This is a genomic window from Bacillus cereus group sp. RP43 (assembly GCF_040459645.1).
GTDB lineage: Bacteria > Bacillota > Bacilli > Bacillales > Bacillaceae_G > Bacillus_A > Bacillus_A mycoides_C.
In genome coordinates this window covers 4,437,902-4,464,081 of record NZ_JARVHQ010000001.1, presented here as the reverse complement: position 1 = coordinate 4,464,081, position 26,180 = coordinate 4,437,902, and the positions used below count along the sequence as shown (strand labels likewise).

Below are 26,180 nucleotides of genomic sequence, written 5' to 3'. Positions count from 1 at the left end.
ATCATTTCACCTCTCATGCTATATGTTCTGTTTCTTTAATTTCATCAACACTTACGTAGTAACCATCGTCATAATCGAATGAACGATAGATTAAACAACCTAAAATACCAACTCCGCCGATTGCTGCAATCCAGAACCAACTAAATACTAATGCAAAACCTGCAAGACCGAAGAATAAAGACGCAATAATAGGCACGCCAGAGTTACTTGGCATGTGAATTGGTTTTATTTCTTCTGCAGCTGGTGTAACTGTTTCTCCGCGTTTTTTCATGAACCAGAAAGCATCAGCTTCTTTAATTTCAGGAAGTTTCGCGAAGTTGTAATGTTGTACAGGAGATTGAGTTGCCCATTCAAGTGTACGGCCGTCCCATGGATCTCCAGTTGTGTCACGCTCACCGTGACGTGCACTCCAAATTACGTTATAGCAAAGGATTAGGAAGCCAATACCCATCATTACAGCACCAACAGATGCGATTTGGTTTAGCCAGCCCCATCCAAGACTTTCAGAGTAAGTGTACATACGACGAGTCATACCGTCTAAACCTAAGAAGTACATTGGGAAGAAACAGATGTTAAATCCGCTCATAAAGATCCAGAATGTCCATTTACCTAGGCGTTCATTTAACATATGACCTGTCATTTTTGGATACCAGTATGTGAATCCAGCAAGCATAGCGAATACTGTACCTGCGATTAATACGTAGTGGAAGTGAGCAATTAGGAAGTAGCTGTTATGGTATTGATAATCAGCTGCTGCCATTCCAAGCATAACCCCTGTAACTCCACCAACTACGAAGTTTGGAATAAATGCCAATGACCAAAGCATTGGAACTGTAAAACGAATACGTCCTTTATACAGTGTAAACAACCAGTTAAAGATCTTAACACCGGTTGGAATCGAAATCGCCATTGTCGAAATCGAGAAGAATGAGTTAACCGCCGGACCTGCACCCATAGTGAAGAAATGGTGAAGCCATACGACGAAACTTAGTAAAGAAATTGCAACCATCGAGTACACCATCGCACTGTAACCGAATAGACGTTTACGTGAGAATGTACTAATGATTTCAGAGAAAATACCGAATGCCGGTAAAATAACGATATATACTTCAGGGTGACCCCATACCCAGAATAGGTTGGCCCATAACATCGGCATACCGCCGCTCGCCATCGTAAAGAAGTGAGCATCGAATAGACGGTCAAATGTCATTAATGCAAGAGCAACTGTTAATACTGGGAAAGCGAAAATAATGATAACTGTTGTAATTAAGATTGACCAAGTAAACATTGGCATTCTCATTAACGTCATACCAGGTGTACGCATTTTTAAGATAGTAACAAGGAAGTTAATACCGGTCATTAGCGTACCGAGACCTGAAATCTGTAATGCAATTGCGTAGTAGTTATTTCCTACACCAGAAGTAAACTCTGTACCTGCCATTGGGAAGTAAGAAGTCCACCCAGCGTCTGGAGAACCACCGATTACGAAAGCGATGTTGAATAACATTGCTCCGACAAAGAATAACCAGAAACTTAAAGCATTTAAGAACGGATATGCAACGTCACGAGCACCAATTTGTAATGGTACTACAAGGTTCATTAATCCCATAACGAATGGCATTGCCATGAAAAGAATCATTACTGTACCATGTGTTGTAAAGATTCCGTTATAGTGTTCAGCGTTTAAATAAGTTGTTTCTGGGAATGTTAACTGTGCACGGATCATTAAACCATCCATACCACCACGGAATAACATTATAACCGCAGAAATAATATACATGGCTCCGATTTTTTTATGGTCAACAGTTGTCAACCATTCGTCCCAAAGCCATTTCCATTTTTTATACTTTGTTAGTACGAAAATGATTGCTAATGTCACAAGAACGATAGAAGCGTCTGCACCGTAAATTATCGGGTCACCTGTGACAAAGAATTCATCAAGCTTCACTGTGTTCACTCCAATCTGTTGGAATAATAGCTATTATTTTTTGTTTTTGTAGTAGTTGTAATCACAATATTCAAGTGATTTTGGATCTACATAACTTAAGTGATGACTAGAGAATGTCATACGACCAACTACACCAGGTTTAACAATTTCGTTGTACTTATCTTCTGTTAGTTTAGGAGCAGTTTCTTGTACTTCTTTTACCCACTTGTCATACTTTTCTTTTGTTTTTGCTTCAACTTCGAACTCCATATGAGTGAACCCTTCACCAGAGAAGTTCGCACTACGGCCTAGGTAAGAACCAGGCTTATCAGCTTGTAAATATAAATCCATAATCATGCCATCCATAGTGTACTTCATACCACCAAGTTCTGGAACCCAGAATGCATTCATTGGACCTACAGAAGTAAGCTTAAATTGAATTGGTACACCAGCTGGGATGTTTAAATAGTTAACGGTTTCAATTTTTTCCTCCGGGTAACTAAATAACCATTTCCAGTTCGCAGATGTAACATAAATTTCAACTGGTTTAATATGTTTGGACTCTTGCGGAACCTCTTCCGAAGCATAAGTTGCCTTAACTGTTGGAATCGATAATGCGATAACGATAATAACAGGAATAACCGTCCAAATGATTTCTAATAATGTGTTACCATGTTGATCAGGTGGCTCATAGTCCATATTCTCTGGTTTTTCACGATAACGAATCAAGATGACTGTAAACAAGATGAATACAATTGCGATAATTAATGACATAAGCAAGAATGACCAAACAATTAAATCATACTGTGCCTTTGCAACGGGTCCTTGCGGATTTAATACTGCGAGTTTCTTATCACAGCCACCGAGGAACAGAAGTAATGATAACGGAAGAAGCGAAGCTAACTTCCAAAATGCTTTCTTTAGTTGCACGATTGAAAATCTCCTTTCTCCTTGGATTGAAACTATGCCAATAAAACAATATAAACCTATTAATTTATAGATGGCAATAGTTTTTGTTATATTGTTAAAAAATAGACACAAATGCACGCTTTTTAAGGTGAATATCATTTGTAACTTGATAACATTGTAAACTATTTTCCAAATAAAAACGTTATTGTGAGAATTTTAAGATAAATAAAGTTATACCAACATACCCAATAAATAGAAAAAAATTATCTCATCATAGGAAAGATTACTGAATTTTTAATATATTTATTTTGTTACCTGAGTTATATTTCTTTTTTGTTCAAATGTGACAACTTTCCGAATGTTTAACTTGGTATAAAATGTAGCAAATGATCATAAATGGAATCCCGTAAGAAAGAGCAATTCTCTAATCTGGAATGAAGGCTAAACTAACAAATGTAATGAAATTGAGTGAGAAAGCTACGATTGGAACCATTGGGTAAAGTGGTGTGCGGTATTTTAATTCTGCTTGTTGATTCATATGCCCCTCCCCCCATATTTTTTGGTATGTGTTAACTAGATTTCATTCGGAACTTTTAATCATTAGTGAGGATGAAAAACATACTTGGTTTATTTTGTTGTGAACTGAGTATGTAAAGGAAAAGCTAACTACCTTATAATATTTATTAACATAGTGAAGGAAATGTAATTATTTCACTATGTTAATAATTTTATTTTTAGTAAAATGTTATGAAAAAGTATATATTTTTCTTTTTATTAGGAATAATTAGAATTATACGATGATATTTGTGAATAATAATTCACAGAATCTTTCTAGCAAACTAGTAAGAAGAAAGGTACAATGATAGGAGTTGCGCCTTTAAAATAATTGATGTAATGGAGTTTGGTTTATAATGAAAAAGTTAAAATATATTTTTATTTTCGGTATTATATTTGCGGTCGTGTTTTTTTTCGAGAAAGATAAAATTATGCAAAAGGCACAAGAATTACGGTTAGACCTTTTCTCTGAGATGAAAGAAAGTGCAATGATTACAGAGGTTCCGTTTATTAGACAGTTACCTGAATTACCTAGAGGTTGTGAAGTGACAAGTTTAGCTATGCTACTACAACATAAAGGTGTACAAGTAGATAAGATGCAACTTGCTAGTGAAATTCATCGCGTCCCATTTAAGCAAAATGATTTGCATGGAAATCCTTATGAGGGATTCGTTGGAAATATTTATACGAAAGCTGAGCCGGGATACGGTGTATATAATCAACCGATTTTTAATTTAGCAGAAAAGTATATTCCTGAAAAAGTAATTAATTTAACGGGCAGAGACGTGCAAGATCTATATAAAGTAATTAGTTCTGGTTCTCCGGTATGGGTAATTATTAATACAACGTTTAAACCATTAGCTGAAAGTAGTTTTGAAACATGGAATACGAGTTCAGGTAAAGTGAAAATTACATATTATGAGCATAGTGTTGTAGTAATTGGATATGATCAAAACTTTGTATATGTAAATGATCCTCTTGCAAACAATCCGCGAAAAGCCGTTCCTCGTGCTGAATTTGAAAAGGCATGGGAGCAAATGGGGAAACAAGCAATTACTATTTTATAAAATGAAAAGTCATCTTGAGATGGCTTTTTATTTTTAAATATTTATTATAGAAAATTCTGAAGATTCTTTTAAAAGTTAACAGTTCACGCTATAATAACATTTAACTTGGTGAAGAAGGGGAGAAGAGAAATGGATGTCGCAAAGGAACTTGTTTTATCAAAAGATCAGTTGATTGAGTGGAGAAGGCATTTTCATAAGTATCCAGAGTTATCTTTTCAAGAGGAAAAAACATCTCAATTTGTATTCGACATACTTCGGAAAATCCCGTATTTAGAAGTCTCAAGGCCTACTAAATATAGTGTAATGGCAAGGCTAATTGGTAAGCATCCTGGTAAAACCATCGCGGTTCGTGCTGATATGGATGCTCTTCCTATTCATGAAGAAAATAAGTTTGATTTTATTTCTACATATCCAGGTGTGATGCATGCGTGTGGTCACGACGGTCACATGGCAATATTGCTTGGTGTAGTACATAACTTGGTAGAGGAAAGAGAGAAAGTTAAAGGAGAGATTCGCTTTTTATTTCAACATGCAGAAGAAAACTTTCCGGGCGGTGCAGAGGAAATGGTCGCGGCAGGTGTAATGGAAGGTGTCGATTATATTATTGGTGCTCACCTATGGGCGTCGTTAGAGGTTGGTAAAGTAGGTGTAATTTATGGTCCGGCGATGGCGGCACCGGATGTTTTTAAAATTACGATAGAGGGGAAAGGTGGACATGCTGGAATTCCTCATGAAACAGTTGATAGTATTGTAATCGGTACACAAGTCGTTTCGCATATTCAGCAAATTGTATCTCGTCTCACGAATCCGTTAGATTCTCTCGTAGTATCTGTTACGCAATTTCATGCCGGGACAACTCATAATGTAATTCCAGAACAAGCAGAAATTGAAGGGACAGTGAGGAGTTTAAGGCATGAGTTACGAGAAGAAACAGAGAAGAAGATTGAACGGATTGTGAAACATATTACTGAATCCTACGGAGCAAAATATACATTTTCTTATGAATATGGATATCGACCAGTTGTGAATGACTATGAAGTGACAGAGATTATTGAACATACGGCATTACAGCTTTATGGAATGGACCGGGTTGTTCGTTTGCAGCCAACGATGGCTGGAGAAGATTTTTCAGCATTTTTACAAAAGGCACCAGGGACATTCTTTTTTATCGGAGCAGGAAATAAAGAGAAGGGAATTATATACCCTCATCATCACCCTCGTTTTACGATTGACGAAGATGCATTACCAATTGGAGTGGAAGTCTTCGTGTCATCCATTATGAATTTTATAAATAAAGGAGAATGAGATGAAGAAAATACACGTGCTAGCACTTATTCCAGTGTTTTGTTTAGTAGTTGGACCAATATTTGCGAATTCAGTTACTCCTTACGTATTGGGGATGCCATTTTTATTATTTTGGGTATTATTATCAGTGTTTATTACGTCTCTTTGTATGGGGCTTGTGTACGTATTCGATCCTGCTAATAAGGGGGATGTAAAATGACAGCATTACTTATCATTATTTTATTTTTATTTCTAGCACTATTTTTAGGGATTCGGGCACAACATGGAAAAGATATGAATTTAGAGCAATGGTCAGTTGGGGGAAGAGGGTTTGGGACCATTTTCGTATTTCTCCTTATGGCAGGAGAAATTTATACGACATTTACATTTTTAGGAGGAAGTGGCTGGGCGTATAGTAAAGGAGCTCCTACTTTTTATATTTTAGGATATGGAGCACTAGCTTATATTTTATCGTATTTTTTATTGCCGCCGGTTTGGAAGTATGCCAAAGAGCATAACCTTGTTTCACAGTCGGATTTTTTTGCGAAGAAATATAAGAGTAAGGCACTTGGAATAATCGTTTCAATTATTGGTGTTGTTTCTATCATTCCATATCTTGTTTTGCAGCTAAAGGGATTAGGAATTATCGTTTCGGAGGCATCTTATGGCAGAGTATCACCGGTTGTTGCAGTTTGGATTGGTGCTATTGTTATAACTATATATGTAATGGTTTCAGGTATACATGGTTCGGCTTGGACAGCTGCTTTGAAGGATATTATGATACTATTCATCGTTATGTTTTTAGGTATATATTTACCGTATCATTATTATGGAGGATTTCAGCCGATGTTCGAAGCTGTAGAAGCTGCGAAACCAGGGTTTTTATCTTTACCTGAAGAAGGAATGAGTATTTCTTGGTTTGTTTCTACTATTATATTAACGGCCCTCGGTTTCTACATGTGGCCTCATACATTTGCCTCTGCTTTCTCTGCAAAAAATGAAAAAGTATTTCGTAAAAATGCGGCAATCATGCCACTGTATTCTTTAGTTTTGCTTTTCGTATTCTTTGCAGGGTTTGCTGCTATATTACAAGTTCCAGGATTAAAGGGAGCGGATGTAGACCTTTCGTTATTCCGTCTTGCTCTTCAAACTTTTGATCCTTGGTTTATTGGGATTATTGGTAGTGCGGGGGTATTAACGGCGTTAGTTCCAGGTTCCATGCTTGTTATGGCCGCTTCCACACTATTGGCAAAAAATATTTATCGAACAATGGTGCCATCTGCTTCAGATAGACAAGTTGCTAAAGCTGCAAAATTATTTGTGCCCGTAGTAACGCTCGTAGCAGTATTGTTTACATTTAAAGGAGGAGAAACAATAGGGGCACTTCTTTTAATGGGATACAGTATAGTGACACAACTTTTCCCTGCGCTTGTATGTAGTTTGTTTCCTCGGCAAATTATTACGAAGCAAGGAGCGATTGCAGGGATGGGGGTTGGGCTGTTAGTTGTTGCATATATCACCTTATCTGGTTCTACTATAGCTACAATGTTTCCGGGTTTCCCGCAATATATAAAAGATTTGAATGTAGGTATAGTCGCATTGTTAATTAATATTATTGTGATGTTTATAGTTAGTGGATTTACGAAAAGTGTATCTATAAAGACAGACAATATAATAGTAGAAAAGTAACCCGCGTGTTAGAGCTATCTTCGAAAAGAGATAGCTCTTTTTTGTATATATTTTCTTCTATTAGCGGAATCTAACTAAAAACTTGTTGAAAAGGAAGTTAGGTGGGGAAATTGTTAGAGCTAAAAGGTAACTTGTTTGAAGTTATGAAGGAAATTAGAGATGAGTTAGGTTCACCTAATGATTTAACAATTAGAGAAGTTGCTCTTGCTGGTAGCATTACACGTTGTGCGGTTGTTTTTTTATGTGGATTGACAGATAAGGATAATGTTTATAAATACGTAGTTCGTACACTTCAATATGAAGAAATACCAAATGAAACAGCTGTGGTTCAAACATTATTGGATCGTTTTATTTCTATTGCAGAAGTCGGTATGAAGACAACGTTTCCAGACATTATAAATGCGATTTTAGCAGGAGACACAGTTATATTAATTGATAATATTCAAACCGCTATTGTCATTAATAGCCGAGCATGGGAAAAAAGAAGTCTAGAATCTCCAGTAACAGAAGATTTAATACGTGGACCAAGAATTGGATTGAATGAAGATATTAACGTAAATAAGATGTTAATTCGCCGCAGCTTACGTGATCCGAAGTTAAGGTTTCAATCCTATATTATGGGGAAGCGATCGCAAAAAGAAGTAACTTTAGTCTATATAGAGGATATTATTAACCCTTATATTGTAGACGAATTAGATCGACGGCTTCAATCAATAGTGACAGACGTTATTCTTGAGACAGGAACGATTGAGCAATTAATTCAAGACAATAATTTATCACCATTCCCGCAATTTTTGAATACAGAAAGACCTGATAATATAGTGGCTGCACTAGCGAAAGGAAAAGCGGCCATTTTAGTGGACGGATCACCATTTGCTCTTATCGCTCCACTAGTGTTTGTTGATATTTTTCAATCTGTAGAAGATCATTATGAGCGCTGGGTAATTGGTACGTTATTAAGAATTTTACGTATGGGATCAGGTATTGCTGCTGTTTTACTACCTGCCACGTATGTAGCGCTTGTTTCGTATCATCAAGGGCTTATTCCCTCTAAATTAGCTTATTCTATTGCGGGAGCGAGAGAAGGAGTGCCATTTCCGGCATATATTGAAACGTTAATGATGGCATTAACGATGGAATTAATAAGAGAAGCTGGAATTAGACTGCCGAAACCGATGGGACAAACGATTGGGATTGTAGGTGGTCTTGTAATTGGAGAAGCAGCGGTGAATGCAGGGATTGTGAATCCGTTCTTAGTTATTATTATTGCAGTTACTGCGATTGCTACATTTTCACTTCCTGTATATAGCATTACAATTACGTTTCGAATTTTACTTTTTGTCTTTGTATTAGCAGCGACTGCTTTTGGGTTGTACGGAATCATTTTAGCCCTTATTGCACTTGCGGTTCATATCACGAATTTGAAGAGTGTCGGAGTGCCATATACAACGCCTATTGCTCCTGCATTTTATAAAGATTGGAAAGAAGAACTTATTCGTATGCCAAAATCGATGTTGAAAGAGAGACCGGAATATTTACAAACGAAAGACCCTACATTACGTCCAAAGGAGCGAGAGTAATTGAAGCCATTTGAATATGGGGATGAAGAAATTGGGTCTCGGGAACTTGGTTTTGCGGTATCGTCAACAATTATCGGTATAGGTGCATTATCTATGCCGCGAGATATTGCTACACAAACTTTATTTTCGGACGGTTGGATTATTTTGCTTTTGGGTGGCTTGATATGTGCAATTTTAGGTTGGTTTGTAACGAAGGTAGCTATTTTATTTCCAAAACAAAACTTTGTTCAATATACAAGTGCACATTTGACGAAGCCTGTTGCATACACAATTAGTAGCATTTTAGTATTGACGTTTGCTGCTTTGACAGCATATGAATCGCGAATGATTGCAATTATTTCACAAACGTATTTGTTTAGTGATACACCAGTACAACTATTGTCGTTCTTTTTCCTATTAGTTGTTATTTATGGAATAGCAGGGTCGAGAGCGGCTCTATTAAGGTTAAACGTTTTATTCTTACCCATCGTTTTGATTGCGATAGTGCTGCTTTCTTTATTGAATGTGAACTTAATGGAAATAGATAATTTACTACCGGCTTTTCAAACGAACGTAAGTCAGTATGCTGTAGGAGTTAAAAATTCTATTTTCACATTTATCGGATTTGAGGTAGCTCTGTTTTATGCTGTGATGTTGAACGATAAGACAGCGAAAAAAGCGCCAATGGCAGTTGCAAAAGCGGTGATAGTAAACGTTTTGTCATACATTTTAATTTATGTAACTTGTATTAGTGTTTTTTCGTATATGACAACACGTGGATTGACATTTCCAACAATTGAACTAGGGAAAGAAATTGAGATTGGTGGAGGATTTTTAGAAAGATTTGATGCGATTTTTTTTACTACTTGGATTATTACTATTTATAACACTACAGCAATGTATTATGACGTCGCATCTTTATTGTTTTGTGCTATGTTTCCAAAAGTGAAGAAACACGTATTTATTTTTGTGAGTGCTCCTATTATTTTTATGGTGAATATGACACCTGGCAATTCGAATGATTTATCAAGTTATGGGACTTATTTAGCTTGGATAGATATGGGGTTTGTTGTGTTAGCACCTTTGCTAGTTTTTATTGTATATAAAATAAAAAGAAGGAATGGTGGAAATGAAACACCTTCTTAAAATTATAATAATTATGTTTTTAGCTGGATCTATTAGTGGGTGCTCTGAGCTGGAGGAGATAGAAGAAAGGGGATTTGTAGTAGGGGCGGCTTACGATATTGTGAAGGAAAAACAATCAAATCCAATTATGAAAGGGACGTATCAGATGGTACTTCCCAGTAAGTTAGCGCAACAAGGTGGACAAGGCGATGGAGATAGTGAAAATTATATTAATGTTAGTGCGAAAGCAGATGGTGTCTTTGAGCAAATACGAATTATCGCTAAAAAAATTAGTCGTACATTATTTTTCCCACATATACAAGTGATAATTTTCTCTAAAGATTTACTAGGAAATCCATATGTTTTACAAAATACGTTAGATGTATATATTCGCGATCATGAAATGAGAAGAAATATTCGTTTGTTCGTTTCGAAGGAGAATGCAGAGGCGATTTTAAAGCAGAGTGCAAAGCCTGAAAATTTACCGGCGCAGTATATTGATATGTTAGCTGAACATCCTCCGAAAAATGCCCAAATGATTGAGGCTGCGAGAATTGGTGAAGTGCAGGAAAAGATGATTTCCAACCAAAGTTTCGTATTACCTATTCTCGAACTAACAAAACAAGGGGTACAAATGAATGGGGCAGCGCTGTTTCGTGGGAAGGATAATAAGTGTGTAGGCAGTTTAAGTGGAGAACAAACATTAGGAATGAATTATATAATAGGTAAAAAAATTGGAGGTTTTTTTACTATCCGCAAAAAAGACCAGCTTATTACATATGAAATTCATAAGATGCACCGAAAGATTAAAGTATCTACGGAAAATGCTACAAAACCGAAGTTTGATATTCATTTATCTTTGGAAGGGACATTAGCTGAGTTGCATTTTAGTGATCATAAACAAATTATGAGTGAAAATCGATTAAAGAAAAACATCGCGGAGGAAATGGAGAAACGCATCCAAAAATCGATTAAGCTTGTTCAAAAAAAATATAAGGTAGATGTATTAGAATTAGGGGAAGTATATAAGCGACATAATTATAAAGAGTGGAAAAAGATAAGTAAGAATTGGGATCAAGGTGAAAATTACTTTAGTAATGCTGAAATTACTGTTCGTGTTCATCCAACGATTGCACATTCAGGTTCAGCTTTACCGAAGAGAGTGAAATAAGGTGATGTAAGTTGTTTACTGGATTGGGGATTAGTTGCACGATATTAATGGCGGTTCTTCCAGGGACTATATATTTGATTCATAAAAAAATTACAACGTATGGTGCCCAGCCGTGGAAAGAAGAGGCGCAAAAAAAGAAACCTGAATAAATTTTAGGTTTCTTTTGTGCACAAAGTATATGTTGAAGGGGGATTCCTTCTATGTATACTTTGCTTTTATACAAGACCTAACCAATGTACCAATTGTGTAGAGAGGAATGTAACAACAATGGCAATAACAGTAGGGATTGCAAACGATAAAAATGTCCATTTTGCACTTTTTGTTTCTTTATATATGTTAACTAGTGTTGTTCCGCATGGGAAATGAAGAAGTGAGAACAACATTGTGTTTAACGCAGTTAACCAAGTCCAACCGTGTTCTAAGAATAGATTTTTAATTTGATTAAAATCATCTATTTCAGTTAAAGCACCAGTCGATAAGTAAGACATTAATAAAATCGGAATAACAATTTCATTAGCTGGTAGTCCAAGAATAAACGCTGCTAGAATAAATCCGTCAAGTCCTAACAGTTTAGCAAATGGATCTAAGAAGTTCACAAAATGCATAAGTAAGCTCGTGTCACCGACGAAAATATTAGCAAGTATCCAAGTTAATACAGCGGCAGGTGCAGCTACAATTACAGCTCGTTTTAAAACATATATTGATTTATCGAGCGTTGAACGCACAATTGTATTCCAAATTTTTGGTTTACGGTATGGTGGTAACTCTAACGTATAGTGAGTTGGAACGCCTTTTAGAGCAGTTTTTGATAAAACCCAAGAAACAGTTAAAGTTACAATAACGCCAATTACAACCATTCCAACGACAACGCCGGCAGTAACAAGTGTTTGCATGCTGCCTGTATATCCAGCAGCCATAAATAATGAAGCCATTAAGATTAATGTAGGCCAGCGTCCATTACATGGGACGAAGTTGTTTGTTAAAATGGCAAGCATACGCTCACGTGGTGATTCGATAATACGTGTTGACATAATGGCAGCTGCATTACAACCGAATCCCATTGCCATTGTTAAAGATTGCTTGCCATGTGCACCAGATCGTTTGAATAAGCGGTCCATGTTAAATGCGACACGTGGTAAATATCCGTAGTTTTCTAATAGTGCGAACATAGGGAAAAAGATTGCCATAGGTGGTAACATAACGCTTATAACAGCACTGGTACCACGGAATAAACCAAGTATTAAAATGCCATGTAACCATTCAGGTGCATGCATTGCTTGGAACCAAGATGTTAAATATCCTTCTACCCAGCCAAAGAACTTAGCGATCATATCAGAAGGTACGTTAGCGCCTGCAATTGTAAGATAAAAAATAATAGATAAAATACCGAGCATAATTGGGAATCCCCATATTGGAGATGTGAAAATTTTATCTAGTTTTTCAGAACGGTACAATTTATCGGTATTTGTATATTGAACAGCTTCTTTACATATACTTGCGGAGGTTCGATAAATATCTCCGACAATATCATCTCGTATATCTTCTTTTGAAAGTGTTTGTGCATGTTGAACAATATAGTCCAGCGGAAGAGCTTTACTGGCTGAGTGAGATTCCATTGATTACAACCTCCCTTACAAGTGGTTCGTTATGGTGTTTTTGAAGTGTAGTTAAGAAATTCTTATCTCCATCTAATATACGTAATGCAATCCAACGTGCTGGATACGTATCACCGAATACTTTATAAATTTGTGGTTCTAATTCCTGAATCATATTTTCGATTTTATCGTTATAAGTAATTTTAATTGGTGTTGGAATTAGTTTTTTATTTGCTACTTTAGCGATGACATTTAGCAAATGACCAATGCCTACTCGGTTGCGAGCAGAAATCTTCACTACAGGTACACCGAGTGATTTTGCTAATTTCTTTTCGTCAATAATGATTCCTTTTTTCTCCGCTTCATCAATTAAGTTAATACAAATGACCACATCGTTTGTCATTTCCATCACTTGGAGTGCTAAATTTAAATTTCTTTCCATTGCAGTTGCATCTATAACAACTACAGTTACTTCTGGTTTTTCAAATATAATATAATCTCGTGCTACTTCTTCATCTGCCGAATTTGAATACAGTGAGTAAGTTCCAGGTAAATCTATTATTGTATACATATTTCCGCCGTGCTTATATTCCCCTTCAGCCTTTAAAACAGTTTTCCCCGTCCAGTTTCCAGTATGTTGTTTTAAGCCTGTTAAAGTATTAAATAATGTACTTTTCCCGGTATTCGGGTTACCAGCTAACGCAATGCGATGGTTACTCATCTGAAATCATCTCCTATTAATACCCCGAAAATAAGGGAGCTTTCTTCACTACGCAGTGCAATAGTTGTGTTGCTTACTTGATAAGCGACTGGGTCTCCAAGTGGGCTGCGTTGTAATACTTTAATTGTCGCTCCAGGAAAAAATCCTAAATCTAATAAACGTCGTTTCATAGTTCCTTCTAATTGTATCTTCTCAATTTGTACAAATTCCCCTGTTCTGAATTCGGAAAGGGGTTTAGTATTAGCCGATACCATAAAAGTTACCTCATCTCTATATTTTTAGTTTTAGTTTAAAAAGTTTCCTTAGGTAAACTTTTTGATAGTAATATAGTAGACTACATTTAATGATGCTGTCAATTAGTACTTTAAAAATATTCAATTTTTTTTAGAATTGTTCCAATTTATTTAGTTGTACCGAAAAATATTACTGGAATTCTTTTTAATGTAAATAAAGTATGAGTGTAAAAGCTTAAAAATATAGGGGGATTGTAAATGTAGTTTTAACTTAAAGGGAAAAATAGAGAAAATCATTTACATTGAATTTACATTGTTAAGATTAAATTTACAATACTGCGTGTTTAGTGTGGATTTTGTTGGCTTTTTCGACTGTAAATGTTGGAATGTCTAGCTTTTATGGGATGTTATCTCTATTTACTTAAACTTAAAAATTGCTTAACACTCACATAATATTGTTGTCCTACAATGAATTTGTGTTCGAAAGAAGATGAATTCGAAAAGTGATAATCCAAATGGGGGTACAAGACATGATTATGAAAAAGGGTATTAAATTTTCTTTAGCGGCTTTAGTTGTTGCAGGTGCATTAGTTGGATGTGGAAAAGCAGAAAGTACGGATAATAAGGAAGCTGCTAAAGGTAGCGATGCAAAACAAGAATTATCAGGTACGATTGCAGCAGCTGGCTCTACAGCTCTTCAACCTCTTGCGGAGGAAGCTGGAAAGAAATTCATGGAGAAAAATTCAAAAGTTTCTATTCAAGTTCAAGGTGGCGGTAGTGGAACAGGGATTAACCAAGTAGCTTCTGGTGCGGTACAAATTGGTAACTCAGATGTTCCAGCTGGAGATAAAATAAAAGATGCTGAAAAAGCAAAAGAATTAGTAGATAACAAAGTTGCGGGTATCGCATTCGCACTTGTCGTAAATAAAGATGTAAAAGTTGATAACTTAACAGTAAAACAAGTGCAAGATATCTTCACTGGAAAAGTAACGAACTGGAAAGAAGTAGGCGGAAAAGATGAAAAAATCAATGTAATTAACCGACCAGCTTCATCTGGTACACGTGCTACTTTTGAAAAGACAGTGATGAAAGACGCGAAAATTAATGATGGAACTGGTACGACACAAGATTCTAATGGTGCTGTAGAGCAAGCAATTAACTCTACTCCAGGTTCAGTTAGTTACTTAGCAATGTCTTACATGGTTGGTGAGAAAAAAGGTGCGTTACAAACGGTTAAAATTGATGGATCTGAACCGAAAGTTGAAAATATTTCTGCTGGTAAATATCCATTCTGGTCTTACGAGTACATGGTAACTAAAGGTGAGGCAAAAGAAGCGACGAAAGCTTACATTGACTATGTAAAAGGTAAAGATTTCGAAAAACAAGTAGAAGATATGGGTTACATTCCAATGTCTAAATTAAATAAGTAATAAAATTTATGGGGCTGGCTGCAAGGCCAGTCCTGTTCATTTCAATTTATGAAGTGGGGTCTGTCCTGTGATGAAGGGGAAAAAACAAATAAATTACGTAAAGAGTGAATATATAGGAAGATCACTCGTTACGTTTTGTGGTATTTTTATTGTTTTAGTTACATTAGCTATTATTGCGTTTATTTGTGGTAAAGGAATTCAATCTTTTACGCAAAGTGGTATCTCATTTACTGAGGTGCTAACATCGACAAAATGGAATCCGAATGCTGACGAAGGAACCTTCGGAGCTGTAATTTTCATTATAGGTTCAACATTGGTTTCGATAGGTGCAGTTATTATTAGTGCACCAATTGCTATAGCTCTTGCTATATTCATGAATTTAATTTCGCCGAAGTTCGGAAATAAAGTATTGAAGCCTGTTTTAGAATTATTAGTTGGTATTCCTTCAGTTGTATACGGATTATTAGGGGTTACGATTTTAGTGCCACTATTACGTGATTCGTTTGGAGGAGTGGGCTTTAGTTTAATTGCGGGTATTATTGTCCTAAGTATTATGATATTACCTACTATTGCTAGTATCGCTTCTGATGCAATACGCTCTGTTCCATTTGATTATTTAGAAGCTTCTTATGGTCTAGGATCAACGAAATGGCAAGCGATTAGTCGAGTGATTGTTCCTGCTGCAAAACAAGGGATTTTAACAGGTATAGTTTTAGGATTAGCGCGTGCTTTTGGTGAAGCGTTAGCGGTTCAAATGGTAATCGGGAACACGATTAAATTACCAGAAGGAATATATAGTCCAACAGCAACGTTAACGGGTATTCTGACAATGGATATGACGAATACATTGAACGGAACAGCTTGGAATAATGCGCTATGGACATTAGCGATGATTTTGCTTGTTATTTCATTCCTATTTATTTTAGTAATTCGAGCGATTGGTCAAAGAGGTGAGCGATAATAATGAATGCAAGAACGGTAAATAAAATTTGGACAGGTATCTTTTATGCGGTTGCGGCTTTAGTTGTAGCCTTGCTAGTGTTCTTAGTGTTTGAAATTTTACAAAAGGGATGGGGATTTTGGGATCCTAATTTCTTGTTTGGAGAACCAAGCAATACAAGAGCTGGTGGTGGGATTGGTCCGCAATTATTCAATTCCTTCTATATGCTTGTTATAACGCTTATTATATCTATTCCTCTTGGATTAGGTGCTGGAATATATTTAGCGGAGTATGCAAAACAAGGTCGATTCTTAAGTTTTGTTCGTTTATGTATTGAAACAATGGCGTCTTTACCTTCTATTGTTGTTGGTTTATTCGGTTTGTTAGTGTTCGTTACAATGACAGGCTGGGGATACACGGTAATGGGTGGTGCTCTAGCTTTAACTATTTTAAACTTACCAGGTTTAACACGTGTTTGTGAAAATGCGATTTCAGAAGTTCCTCATAATGTAAAAGAGGCGAGTCTTGGATTAGGTGCGACAAAGTGGCAAACGATTGCGCGTATTATTATCCCGTCTTCATTACCACAAATTATTACAGGTGTTATTTTAGCGGCTGGCCGTATATTTGGTGAAGCAGCGGCATTAATTTACACAGCGGGTTTAACATCTCCAATTTTAAATTCAGCAGCGGACTTCTCAAGTCCTGCGCATCCTTTAAATCCATTTAGACCAGCTGAAACGTTAGCGGTTCATATTTGGAAGTTGAATTCTGAAGGGATTATCCCAGATGCGAAGTTGATTGCGACAAAATCTGCAGCTGTATTAATTATTATGGTATTACTATTCAATGTCATTTCACGCTTGGTAGCATCTGTATTGCATAAGCGCTTTACAGGAACGAAAAGAAAAAGTAAAACGACGAAGAAGGTAAAAGCGGCATAAATGGCTGTAAAAAACTCTCTGTTTATAAATAGGGAGTTTTTTTACGGCCATTTTGATGTTAGCAGGAAAAGAAGGAGAGTTGTTGAATGGGTAGCTTGATATACGGATATTAGGATGAAAGAGGGAGAGGTGTGCTTTCTGCAAATTTCGGGATTTCCTGGATCAGGTAAATCGACACTTTCTAAGTATATCGCTAAATTAACAGGTGCAGTTATTGTAGACCATGACGTCGTGAAATCAGCATTATTAAAATCATTAACGGCAAAAGGGATTGAATTAACAGTTGTTGGGGGAGTCTCCTATGATATTGAGTGGGAACTGATAGTTTTTTTGTTGGAACAAGAACATAGTGTTATATTAGATAGTCCATGACTCTATGATGGGATGGTTGAAAAAGGAATAGGTTTATGTCGGAAGTATGGTGCTACATATAAATATATTGAATGTTATCTTAATAATATAGAAGAAATTAATCGTAGGTTACAAACACGTGAACATAAGATAAGTCAGTAGAATCAGAAGTAACGTTTGGTAAAAGTGGCTAGATGGCAGTACAAGGCTTTTAAATGATGAATATCTTCTTGTAGATTCTGGTAAGTCACTAGAGCGATATACGAAAAAAGTGCTAGATTATATCGATAGGTAGGGAATTCTAAAAGGCGTTATCTTCAATTATGAAGATAACGCCTTTTAGTTTAAATATCAGGTGTTTCTGTAGAAGTACTTATTTTTCTGCGGGAGCGTCTTTTTCTCCCGATTTTATCTAATAGTTCATACATAACAGGAACAACTACTAATGTAAGAACGGTTGAAACGGCTAAGCCGCCAATTACAACGACAGCTAGACTTTTTGATACCATGCTGCCCGCTTGAGATTGGCCGAATAGGAGTGGTAGCATAGCGACGATTGTTGTTATAGCTGTCATAATAATTGGGCGTAATCTAGTAGATCCTGCTTCTAGTAAGGCTTCTCTTGTTTCCATACCGTTTTCCCGATTTTGTTGCACTCTTTCTATTAATACAATAGCATTTGTAACGACAATCCCGATTAACATTAATGCGCCAATCAATGAATTTACATCAACAGGTGTTCTGGAAATGATTAATCCTAAAATACCTCCGACAGCAGCTAATGGTAAAGAGAATAAAATCGCGAAAGGAGCACGTGCTTGCCCGAATGTGATAACCATAATTAAATATACAATTCCAATTGCAATCCCCATAATTTTGAATAAATCTGTGAAGTTCTCTTGCATAGACTCGGTAGCACCTGCGATATTTACTTTTGCTCCGGTAGGTAAATCTAAGTCGGCTATAGCTTTGTTTACTTCTGCGCTTACTTTACTTAAATCTTCACTTGAAGCTGCTGCAGTAATTTGTATCGTTTCTTTCCCATCTTTATGGAAGATTTCCGTTTGAAGTTGTTTTTCTGAAATAGTTGCAATGTCTTTTAAAGGAATTGGTCCGTTAATAGGTGAGAGTATGTTTGTGTTTAAAATATCTTCTTGTTTGTTAATGGATGCCTTTTTATGTTCTATCATAATAGTTGTTTTTTCATTATTGATTGAGATTTCCCCAATAGGAGATTTCTTCATAAGGAATGATACTTGTTGTGCTGCTAATTCTGGTGTTAAACCGAGTTGTTCCGCCTTTGTTTGATCGATATGAATTTGCCATTCTTTTTTAGAGTCTTCAATATTTGTTTTTACTTTAGAGAGAGCCTCCATACTTTTTAGTTTTGTTTCGACGATGTTAGCGGCCTTTTTTAAATTTGTTTCGTTAGTAGCGGTTACGTTAAATTGTAAGTTGTTTCCACTTCCGGAGTCAGAGTAACTAGTTTTTATATAATCGAGTTCAGCTGGTTCAAAAGCATTATGCTCTTTTTTTAATTCTTTAATATATTGATCGATGTCAGATCCTTTTTTAAAGACTACAAATATAGTTGCAAGATTGTTTTTAGTTGTCTGTCCCCATTGTGCATCTTCTGCGCTAGATCCCATTCGCAAAATAACATCTGTTACATCAGAATTAGAGAGTAGTTTCTTTTCGAAATCAAAGGCTTTTTGTTTTTTAGCTTCAGAATCATAATCGGTTGGAAATGTCATGTTAACGGATAGCATTGTATCGTCCTCAGACTTTATGTTCGCTTTCGGAAGTAGTATGTAGGCTGCGATTGATCCTGCAAATAATAAAAAAGAAGTGAGTAGAATGATAAACTTATGAGAAAGAGCCCACTTTAATGTAGCGACATATCGCGGTGAAGAATGAGAATTGCGACGTTTTGTTTTTTTGAGTAGTAGAAAAGCCATAAGTGGAACGACTGTTAATGCCACAATTAAGGAAGAAAGTATAGAATATACAACTGCTAATACCATAGGTAACATTAGTTTTCCGATTACTCCCGATACGAGACCGATAGGTAAAAAAACGGCGACTGTTGTTAAAGTAGAAGCGGTAATTGCGACTGCGACCTCTTTCGTTGCTTCAAGAATAATATTTTGAGAGAAGGGTTCTTTTTGTAAACGACGGAAAATGTTCTCGATGACAACGATACTATCATCGACGAGACGTCCAACTGCAACGGCTAAGCCACCAAGAGTTAGAATGTTAAGTGTGATGTTAGATTGATGGAGTAAAAATAGTGTTAATAAAATAGATAATGGAATACTGACGACAGCGATGAGTGTTGTTCGGAAGCTACGTAAAAAGATTAAGATAATGAGAGTCGCGGCAATTGCCCCAAGGATTACTTCTTTTCCCATACTAGTAACAGCATTTTCAACTTGCTCATGAGTTGAAGCTAAAAGTTTAATAGAAAATTGATCTTTATATTGCTTGCTTATATCTTTAATCTTTTTATCAATCTCTTTTCCGATTGCAACCGCATTTTTACTCGGCTCTTTCATGATGATTAATCCTGTTCCTTCTTCCCCGTTTATGTGCGAGATTGTATCGTAATGTTGTTTTAATTCAATTTGAGCAACATCTTGTAACTTTACTTGAGGTGTAACGGTGATATTTTTAATTTCATTTACATTTTTTATATCCCCGATGACACGAAGGTTGTATTCTTCCTTATTAACGGTAATTGCTCCACTTGGGGTGGAAGTTTCTTTTCCTTGTAAAACTGCTAATACTTGCTCTGATGTTACGTTTTTATCTTTTAGTTGGTTAGGGTCAAGTACGACGGATAATTCGGAAGTTGATTTTCCGAAAAACATAACATTGGCAACACCATCAATGCTTTCGAGTTGTGGTACGATTTCTTTCTCGATTTGTTTTTCGTCAGCTTTTGAAAATCCGTTCTGCTTCTGGATGGTAATTTGAGCGAGTGGAATCATAGAAGTATTTAATTGGCTAACTACAGGCTTAGTTACATCTTTAGGTAATTTAATTGTATTAATTGCTTTTTCGACTTCACGTGCCGCGTCTTTCATATTTGCCTTGGATGTATATGCAATGTCGATGCGTGATAATCCCTCGTGTGTGGAAGAAGTGATGCCATCGATATGTTCTAAATTACGAAATTGCTTTTCAAGGGGATCAGTTACGTCCTTGGTCATCGTTTCAGCATCGAGCCCTTGGGATAATGTCGTGACAGTTATTGCAGGGTTATCGATACTTGGTAAAAATTCCATAGGTAATTTGGAGCCGGAATAAACGCCGAGTATGGAAATGAGAAAAACCATGATAATAATAGCGGCTCGGTTTTTTAATGAAAATTTTGTTAACCTATCCATAAGATAATTCCTCCATTAGTTTATTTATAGTTTTGTGGGCACTTTCTTACTATATAACAAAAAATGGATATCTTTCATTAATTAAATGTAAAAAAATTCTAACAATAATCTTAAGTTAATATTCCGAAGGGAAGTTCGTTATTTGTGGAAGTAAAGTTCCTGGTTGGCGAGGAAAAGCATTAATTAAAGTTTGGCTCTAGTATAGTAGCCTCGTTTTTTGTTACTCTACATTTAAATGGTTATTTGTCCTTCTTAAGTAGAACTGTGGTAATTGTAAAATTTAAAAAGGAAAGGAACTTATTGTGAAATACCGCCTGGTTGATGATAGTATGTAGTAAATTGTATACAATCAAAATGAATGTTTTCAGTAGAAAGGATAATGGTTCTTTCTATAGAAGAAAGTAGGGTGGATAACTTTTTGTATTTTTTTATAAAAAACACTTGTTATTTAAAAACCATGATGGTATATTAATAAACGTCGCTGATGCGGAAACGCAGAAAATGACAAAAAAGAAATTAAAAAACATAGTTGACATCGGAAAATGAAGATGTTAATATGATGAAGTCGCTTTCAGAGCGGCGAACAAGTTCTTTGAAAACTGAACGAAACAAACAACGTGAACGTCAATTTTTATTTTTAGATGCTAGACAAACTAACTTTATTGGAGAGTTTGATCCTGGCTCAGGATGAACGCTGGCGGCGTGCCTAATACATGCAAGTCGAGCGAATGGATTAAGAGCTTGCTCTTATGAAGTTAGCGGCGGACGGGTGAGTAACACGTGGGTAACCTGCCCATAAGACTGGGATAACTCCGGGAAACCGGGGCTAATACCGGATAATATTTTGAACTGCATGGTTCGAAATTGAAAGGCGGCTTCGGCTGTCACTTATGGATGGACCCGCGTCGCATTAGCTAGTTGGTGAGGTAACGGCTCACCAAGGCAACGATGCGTAGCCGACCTGAGAGGGTGATCGGCCACACTGGGACTGAGACACGGCCCAGACTCCTACGGGAGGCAGCAGTAGGGAATCTTCCGCAATGGACGAAAGTCTGACGGAGCAACGCCGCGTGAGTGATGAAGGCTTTCGGGTCGTAAAACTCTGTTGTTAGGGAAGAACAAGTGCTAGTTGAATAAGCTGGCACCTTGACGGTACCTAACCAGAAAGCCACGGCTAACTACGTGCCAGCAGCCGCGGTAATACGTAGGTGGCAAGCGTTATCCGGAATTATTGGGCGTAAAGCGCGCGCAGGTGGTTTCTTAAGTCTGATGTGAAAGCCCACGGCTCAACCGTGGAGGGTCATTGGAAACTGGGAGACTTGAGTGCAGAAGAGGAAAGTGGAATTCCATGTGTAGCGGTGAAATGCGTAGAGATATGGAGGAACACCAGTGGCGAAGGCGACTTTCTGGTCTGTAACTGACACTGAGGCGCGAAAGCGTGGGGAGCAAACAGGATTAGATACCCTGGTAGTCCACGCCGTAAACGATGAGTGCTAAGTGTTAGAGGGTTTCCGCCCTTTAGTGCTGAAGTTAACGCATTAAGCACTCCGCCTGGGGAGTACGGCCGCAAGGCTGAAACTCAAAGGAATTGACGGGGGCCCGCACAAGCGGTGGAGCATGTGGTTTAATTCGAAGCAACGCGAAGAACCTTACCAGGTCTTGACATCCTCTGAAAATCCTAGAGATAGGACTTCTCCTTCGGGAGCAGAGTGACAGGTGGTGCATGGTTGTCGTCAGCTCGTGTCGTGAGATGTTGGGTTAAGTCCCGCAACGAGCGCAACCCTTGATCTTAGTTGCCATCATTAAGTTGGGCACTCTAAGGTGACTGCCGGTGACAAACCGGAGGAAGGTGGGGATGACGTCAAATCATCATGCCCCTTATGACCTGGGCTACACACGTGCTACAATGGACGGTACAAAGAGCTGCAAGACCGCGAGGTGGAGCTAATCTCATAAAACCGTTCTCAGTTCGGATTGTAGGCTGCAACTCGCCTACATGAAGCTGGAATCGCTAGTAATCGCGGATCAGCATGCCGCGGTGAATACGTTCCCGGGCCTTGTACACACCGCCCGTCACACCACGAGAGTTTGTAACACCCGAAGTCGGTGGGGTAACCTTTATGGAGCCAGCCGCCTAAGGTGGGACAGATGATTGGGGTGAAGTCGTAACAAGGTAGCCGTATCGGAAGGTGCGGCTGGATCACCTCCTTTCTATGGAGAATTGATGAACGCAGTTCATCAATAAACGTTGACTTGTTTCGTTTCGTTCAGTTTTGAGAGAACTATCTCTCAAGTTTAAATGTATGTTCTTTGAAAACTAGATAACAGTGTAGCTCATATTTTTTTAATTTTAGTTTGGTTAAGTTAGAAAGGGCGCACGGTGGATGCCTTGACACTAGGAGTCGATGAAGGACGGGACTAACGCCGATATGCTTCGGGGAGCTGTAAGTAAGCTTTGATCCGAAGATTTCCGAATGGGGAAACCCACTATACGTAATGGTATGGTATCCTTACCTGAATACATAGGGTATGGAAGACAGACCCAGGGAACTGAAACATCTAAGTACCTGGAGGAAGAGAAAGCAAATGCGATTTCCTGAGTAGCGGCGAGCGAAACGGAATCTAGCCCAAACCAAGAGGCTTGCCTCTTGGGGTTGTAGGACATTCTATACGGAGTTACAAAGGAACGAGGTAGACGAAGCGACCTGGAAAGGTCCGTCACAGAGGGTAACAACCCCGTAGTCGAAACTTCGTTCTCTCTTGAATGTATCCTGAGTACGGCGGAACACGTGAAATTCCGTCGGAATCTGGGAGGACCATCTCCCAAGGCTAAATACTCCCTAGTGATCGATAGTGAACCAGTACCGTGAGGGAAAGGTGAAAAGCACCCCGGAAGGGGAGTGAAAGAGATCCTGAAACCGTGTGCCTACAAATAGTCAGAGCCCGTTAATGGGTGATGGCGTGCCTTTTGTAGAATGAACCGGCGAGTTACGATCCCGTGCAAGGTTAAGCTGAAGAGGCGGAGCCGCAGCGAAAGCGAGTCTGAATAGGGCGTTTAGTACGTGGTCGTAGACCCGAAACCAGGTGATCTACCCATGTCCAGGGTGAAGTTCAGGTAACACTGAATGGAGGCCCGAACCCACGCACGTTGAAAAGTGCGGGGATGAGGTGTGGGTAGCGGAGAAATTCCAATCGAACCTGGAGATAGCTGGTTCTCCCCGAAATAGCTTTAGGGCTAGCCTTAAGTGTAAGAGTCTTGGAGGTAGAGCACTGATTGAACTAGGGGTCCTCATCGGATTACCGAATTCAGTCAAACTCCGAATGCCAATGACTTATCCTTAGGAGTCAGACTGCGAGTGATAAGATCCGTAGTCAAGAGGGAAACAGCCCAGATCGCCAGCTAAGGTCCCAAAGTGTGTATTAAGTGGAAAAGGATGTGGAGTTGCTTAGACAACTAGGATGTTGGCTCAGAAGCAGCCACCATTTAAAGAGTGCGTAATAGCTCACTAGTCGAGTGACTCTGCGCCGAAAATGTACCGGGGCTAAATACACCACCGAAGCTGCGAATTGATACCAATGGTATCAGTGGTAGGGGAGCGTTCTAAGTGCAGTGAAGTCAGACCGGAAGGACTGGTGGAGCGCTTAGAAGTGAGAATGCCGGTATGAGTAGCGAAAGACGGGTGAGAATCCCGTCCACCGAATGCCTAAGGTTTCCTGAGGAAGGCTCGTCCGCTCAGGGTTAGTCAGGACCTAAGCCGAGGCCGACAGGCGTAGGCGATGGACAACAGGTTGATATTCCTGTACCACCTCTTTATCGTTTGAGCAATGGAGGGACGCAGAAGGATAGAAGAAGCGTGCGATTGGTTGTGCACGTCCAAGCAGTTAGGCTGATAAGTAGGCAAATCCGCTTATCGTGAAGGCTGAGCTGTGATGGGGAAGCTCCTTATGGAGCGAAGTCTTTGATTCCCCGCTGCCAAGAAAAGCTTCTAGCGAGATAAAAGGTGCCTGTACCGCAAACCGACACAGGTAGGCGAGGAGAGAATCCTAAGGTGTGCGAGAGAACTCTGGTTAAGGAACTCGGCAAAATGACCCCGTAACTTCGGGAGAAGGGGTGCTTTCTTAACGGAAAGCCGCAGTGAATAGGCCCAAGCGACTGTTTAGCAAAAACACAGGTCTCTGCGAAGCCGTAAGGCGAAGTATAGGGGCTGACACCTGCCCGGTGCTGGAAGGTTAAGGAGAGGGGTTAGCGTAAGCGAAGCTCTGAACTGAAGCCCCAGTAAACGGCGGCCGTAACTATAACGGTCCTAAGGTAGCGAAATTCCTTGTCGGGTAAGTTCCGACCCGCACGAAAGGTGTAACGATTTGGGCACTGTCTCAACCAGAGACTCGGTGAAATTATAGTACCTGTGAAGATGCAGGTTACCCGCGACAGGACGGAAAGACCCCGTGGAGCTTTACTGTAGCCTGATATTGAATTTTGGTACAGTTTGTACAGGATAGGCGGGAGCCATTGAAACCGGAGCGCTAGCTTCGGTGGAGGCGCTGGTGGGATACCGCCCTGACTGTATTGAAATTCTAACCTACGGGTCTTATCGACCCGGGAGACAGTGTCAGGTGGGCAGTTTGACTGGGGCGGTCGCCTCCTAAAGTGTAACGGAGGCGCCCAAAGGTTCCCTCAGAATGGTTGGAAATCATTCGTAGAGTGCAAAGGCATAAGGGAGCTTGACTGCGAGACCTACAAGTCGAGCAGGGACGAAAGTCGGGCTTAGTGATCCGGTGGTTCCGCATGGAAGGGCCATCGCTCAACGGATAAAAGCTACCCCGGGGATAACAGGCTTATCTCCCCCAAGAGTCCACATCGACGGGGAGGTTTGGCACCTCGATGTCGGCTCATCGCATCCTGGGGCTGTAGTCGGTCCCAAGGGTTGGGCTGTTCGCCCATTAAAGCGGTACGCGAGCTGGGTTCAGAACGTCGTGAGACAGTTCGGTCCCTATCCGTCGTGGGCGTAGGAAATTTGAGAGGAGCTGTCCTTAGTACGAGAGGACCGGGATGGACGCACCGCTGGTGTACCAGTTGTTCTGCCAAGGGCATAGCTGGGTAGCTATGTGCGGAAGGGATAAGTGCTGAAAGCATCTAAGCATGAAGCCCCCCTCAAGATGAGATTTCCCATAGCGTAAGCTAGTAAGATCCCTGAAAGATGATCAGGTTGATAGGTTCGAGGTGGAAGCATGGTGACATGTGGAGCTGACGAATACTAATAGATCGAGGACTTAACCATATAATATGAAGC

Annotated in this window: 17 protein-coding genes, 2 rRNA genes and 2 pseudogenes; 14 read left to right on the top strand and 7 right to left on the bottom strand. The window is 38.8% G+C overall.

Annotated features, from left to right (window positions below):
• Positions 1 to 13 precede the first annotated feature (13 nt).
• The 3 genes and pseudogenes from qoxB to QCI75_RS23300 all read right to left on the bottom strand — a co-directional run.
• Positions 14 to 1,948: a cytochrome aa3 quinol oxidase subunit I gene (gene qoxB, locus QCI75_RS23310; RefSeq protein ID WP_144506812.1), complete on the bottom strand. Its 1,935-nt coding sequence runs from the start codon at positions 1,946 to 1,948 to the stop codon at positions 14 to 16.
• A gap of 33 nt (positions 1,949 to 1,981) precedes the next feature.
• The gene (locus tag QCI75_RS23305; RefSeq protein WP_144506811.1) at positions 1,982 to 2,857 is read right to left on the bottom strand and encodes a cytochrome aa3 quinol oxidase subunit II; all 876 of its coding nucleotides are present in this window, start codon (positions 2,855 to 2,857) and stop codon (positions 1,982 to 1,984) included.
• A 282-nt stretch (positions 2,858 to 3,139) separates the two neighbouring features.
• Positions 3,140 to 3,359, bottom strand: a pseudogene (locus QCI75_RS23300) (amino acid permease); the annotation flags it as partial.
• 388 nt (positions 3,360 to 3,747) lie between these two features.
• Here QCI75_RS23300 and QCI75_RS23295 point away from each other — a divergent pair.
• From QCI75_RS23295 to QCI75_RS23260, 8 genes are all read left to right on the top strand, one after another.
• A complete protein-coding gene (locus tag QCI75_RS23295; protein WP_144506810.1) occupies positions 3,748 to 4,458 on the top strand; it encodes a C39 family peptidase in 711 nt (236 codons plus the stop codon).
• 129 nt (positions 4,459 to 4,587) lie between these two features.
• Positions 4,588 to 5,763, top strand: coding sequence for an amidohydrolase (locus QCI75_RS23290; protein WP_353761257.1), 1,176 nt, complete (start codon positions 4,588 to 4,590; stop codon positions 5,761 to 5,763).
• A 1-nt stretch (position 5,764) separates the two neighbouring features.
• The gene (locus QCI75_RS23285) at positions 5,765 to 5,962 is read left to right on the top strand and encodes a DUF3311 domain-containing protein (RefSeq protein ID WP_105587732.1); all 198 of its coding nucleotides are present in this window, start codon (positions 5,765 to 5,767) and stop codon (positions 5,960 to 5,962) included.
• On the top strand, positions 5,959 to 7,431 hold the full coding sequence (locus tag QCI75_RS23280; protein ID WP_144506807.1) for a sodium:solute symporter family protein: 1,473 nt from the start codon (positions 5,959 to 5,961) through the stop codon (positions 7,429 to 7,431). Before QCI75_RS23285 ends, QCI75_RS23280 begins: the two co-directional genes overlap by 4 nt.
• 101 nt (positions 7,432 to 7,532) lie before the next feature.
• On the top strand, positions 7,533 to 9,011 hold the full coding sequence (gene gerLA, locus QCI75_RS23275; protein WP_141535161.1) for a spore germination protein GerLA: 1,479 nt from the start codon (positions 7,533 to 7,535) through the stop codon (positions 9,009 to 9,011).
• Positions 9,012 to 10,136, top strand: coding sequence for an endospore germination permease (locus tag QCI75_RS23270; RefSeq protein WP_144506806.1), 1,125 nt, complete (start codon positions 9,012 to 9,014; stop codon positions 10,134 to 10,136). It begins immediately after the preceding gene.
• Positions 10,120 to 11,286, top strand: a complete 1,167-nt coding sequence (locus QCI75_RS23265; protein WP_353761256.1) for a Ger(x)C family spore germination protein — start codon at positions 10,120 to 10,122, stop codon at positions 11,284 to 11,286. The genes QCI75_RS23270 and QCI75_RS23265 overlap by 17 nt, the downstream gene beginning before the upstream one ends.
• Positions 11,287 to 11,297: 11 nt before the next feature.
• Positions 11,298 to 11,435: a hypothetical protein gene (locus QCI75_RS23260; RefSeq protein ID WP_087952777.1), complete on the top strand. Its 138-nt coding sequence runs from the start codon at positions 11,298 to 11,300 to the stop codon at positions 11,433 to 11,435.
• Positions 11,436 to 11,501: 66 nt separating this feature from the next.
• On the opposite strand, the gene QCI75_RS23255 is transcribed toward QCI75_RS23260, so the two are convergent.
• From QCI75_RS23255 to QCI75_RS23245, 3 genes are read right to left on the bottom strand one after another with little or no spacing between them, the layout of a single operon-like run.
• A complete protein-coding gene (locus tag QCI75_RS23255) occupies positions 11,502 to 12,902 on the bottom strand; it encodes a nucleoside recognition domain-containing protein (RefSeq protein WP_353761255.1) in 1,401 nt (466 codons plus the stop codon).
• Positions 12,880 to 13,602: a FeoB small GTPase domain-containing protein gene (locus QCI75_RS23250; protein WP_353761254.1), complete on the bottom strand. Its 723-nt coding sequence runs from the start codon at positions 13,600 to 13,602 to the stop codon at positions 12,880 to 12,882. Before QCI75_RS23250 ends, QCI75_RS23255 begins: the two co-directional genes overlap by 23 nt.
• Positions 13,599 to 13,856 (bottom strand): FeoA family protein, encoded by a 258-nt coding sequence (locus tag QCI75_RS23245; RefSeq protein WP_002090873.1) that lies wholly within the window; start codon positions 13,854 to 13,856, stop codon positions 13,599 to 13,601. The genes QCI75_RS23250 and QCI75_RS23245 overlap by 4 nt, the downstream gene beginning before the upstream one ends.
• 509 nt (positions 13,857 to 14,365) lie before the next feature.
• On the opposite strand from QCI75_RS23245, the gene QCI75_RS23240 reads away from it, so the two are divergent.
• From QCI75_RS23240 to QCI75_RS23225, 4 genes and pseudogenes are all read left to right on the top strand, one after another.
• Positions 14,366 to 15,265, top strand: coding sequence for a phosphate ABC transporter substrate-binding protein PstS family protein (locus tag QCI75_RS23240; RefSeq protein WP_144508643.1), 900 nt, complete (start codon positions 14,366 to 14,368; stop codon positions 15,263 to 15,265).
• A 70-nt stretch (positions 15,266 to 15,335) separates the two neighbouring features.
• The gene (pstC, locus tag QCI75_RS23235) at positions 15,336 to 16,226 is read left to right on the top strand and encodes a phosphate ABC transporter permease subunit PstC (RefSeq protein WP_000676684.1); all 891 of its coding nucleotides are present in this window, start codon (positions 15,336 to 15,338) and stop codon (positions 16,224 to 16,226) included.
• Between the two features lie 2 nt (positions 16,227 to 16,228).
• Positions 16,229 to 17,149: a phosphate ABC transporter permease PstA gene (pstA, locus tag QCI75_RS23230; RefSeq protein ID WP_144508644.1), complete on the top strand. Its 921-nt coding sequence runs from the start codon at positions 16,229 to 16,231 to the stop codon at positions 17,147 to 17,149.
• 129 nt (positions 17,150 to 17,278) lie between these two features.
• Positions 17,279 to 17,795 (top strand): annotated as a pseudogene (locus QCI75_RS23225) (P-loop nucleotide/nucleoside kinase family protein).
• Between the two features lie 49 nt (positions 17,796 to 17,844).
• Here QCI75_RS23225 and QCI75_RS23220 read toward each other — a convergent pair.
• A complete protein-coding gene (locus tag QCI75_RS23220; protein ID WP_353761253.1) occupies positions 17,845 to 20,889 on the bottom strand; it encodes an efflux RND transporter permease subunit in 3,045 nt (1,014 codons plus the stop codon).
• A 659-nt stretch (positions 20,890 to 21,548) separates the two neighbouring features.
• Between QCI75_RS23220 and QCI75_RS23215 the strand changes: the two genes are divergently transcribed.
• Both QCI75_RS23215 and QCI75_RS23210 read left to right on the top strand, forming a co-directional pair.
• Positions 21,549 to 23,100: ribosomal RNA gene (locus QCI75_RS23215) — 16S ribosomal RNA — on the top strand.
• Positions 23,101 to 23,246: 146 nt separating this feature from the next.
• Positions 23,247 to 26,168: ribosomal RNA gene (locus tag QCI75_RS23210) — 23S ribosomal RNA — on the top strand.
• Together the 16S and 23S rRNA genes form the textbook arrangement of a ribosomal RNA operon.
• The last annotated feature ends 12 nt before the right edge of the window (positions 26,169 to 26,180 follow it).

Bases quoted from the DNA above. Each gene is read 5' to 3' on its own strand.
- QCI75_RS23295 (WP_144506810.1), top strand. From the start codon at position 3,748: ATGAAAAAGTTAAAATATATTTTTATTTTCGGTATTATATTTGCGGTC.
- QCI75_RS23290 (WP_353761257.1), top strand. From the start codon at position 4,588: ATGGATGTCGCAAAGGAACTTGTTTTATCAAAAGATCAGTTGATTGAG.
- QCI75_RS23285 (WP_105587732.1), top strand. From the start codon at position 5,765: ATGAAGAAAATACACGTGCTAGCACTTATTCCAGTGTTTTGTTTAGTA.
- QCI75_RS23280 (WP_144506807.1), top strand. From the start codon at position 5,959: ATGACAGCATTACTTATCATTATTTTATTTTTATTTCTAGCACTATTT.
- QCI75_RS23265 (WP_353761256.1), top strand. From the start codon at position 10,120: ATGAAACACCTTCTTAAAATTATAATAATTATGTTTTTAGCTGGATCT.
- QCI75_RS23255 (WP_353761255.1), bottom strand. From the start codon at position 12,902: ATGGAATCTCACTCAGCCAGTAAAGCTCTTCCGCTGGACTATATTGTT.
- QCI75_RS23250 (WP_353761254.1), bottom strand. From the start codon at position 13,602: ATGAGTAACCATCGCATTGCGTTAGCTGGTAACCCGAATACCGGGAAA.
- QCI75_RS23245 (WP_002090873.1), bottom strand. From the start codon at position 13,856: ATGGTATCGGCTAATACTAAACCCCTTTCCGAATTCAGAACAGGGGAA.
- QCI75_RS23240 (WP_144508643.1), top strand. From the start codon at position 14,366: ATGATTATGAAAAAGGGTATTAAATTTTCTTTAGCGGCTTTAGTTGTT.
- pstC (WP_000676684.1), top strand. From the start codon at position 15,336: ATGAAGGGGAAAAAACAAATAAATTACGTAAAGAGTGAATATATAGGA.
- pstA (WP_144508644.1), top strand. From the start codon at position 16,229: ATGAATGCAAGAACGGTAAATAAAATTTGGACAGGTATCTTTTATGCG.
- QCI75_RS23220 (WP_353761253.1), bottom strand. From the start codon at position 20,889: ATGGATAGGTTAACAAAATTTTCATTAAAAAACCGAGCCGCTATTATT.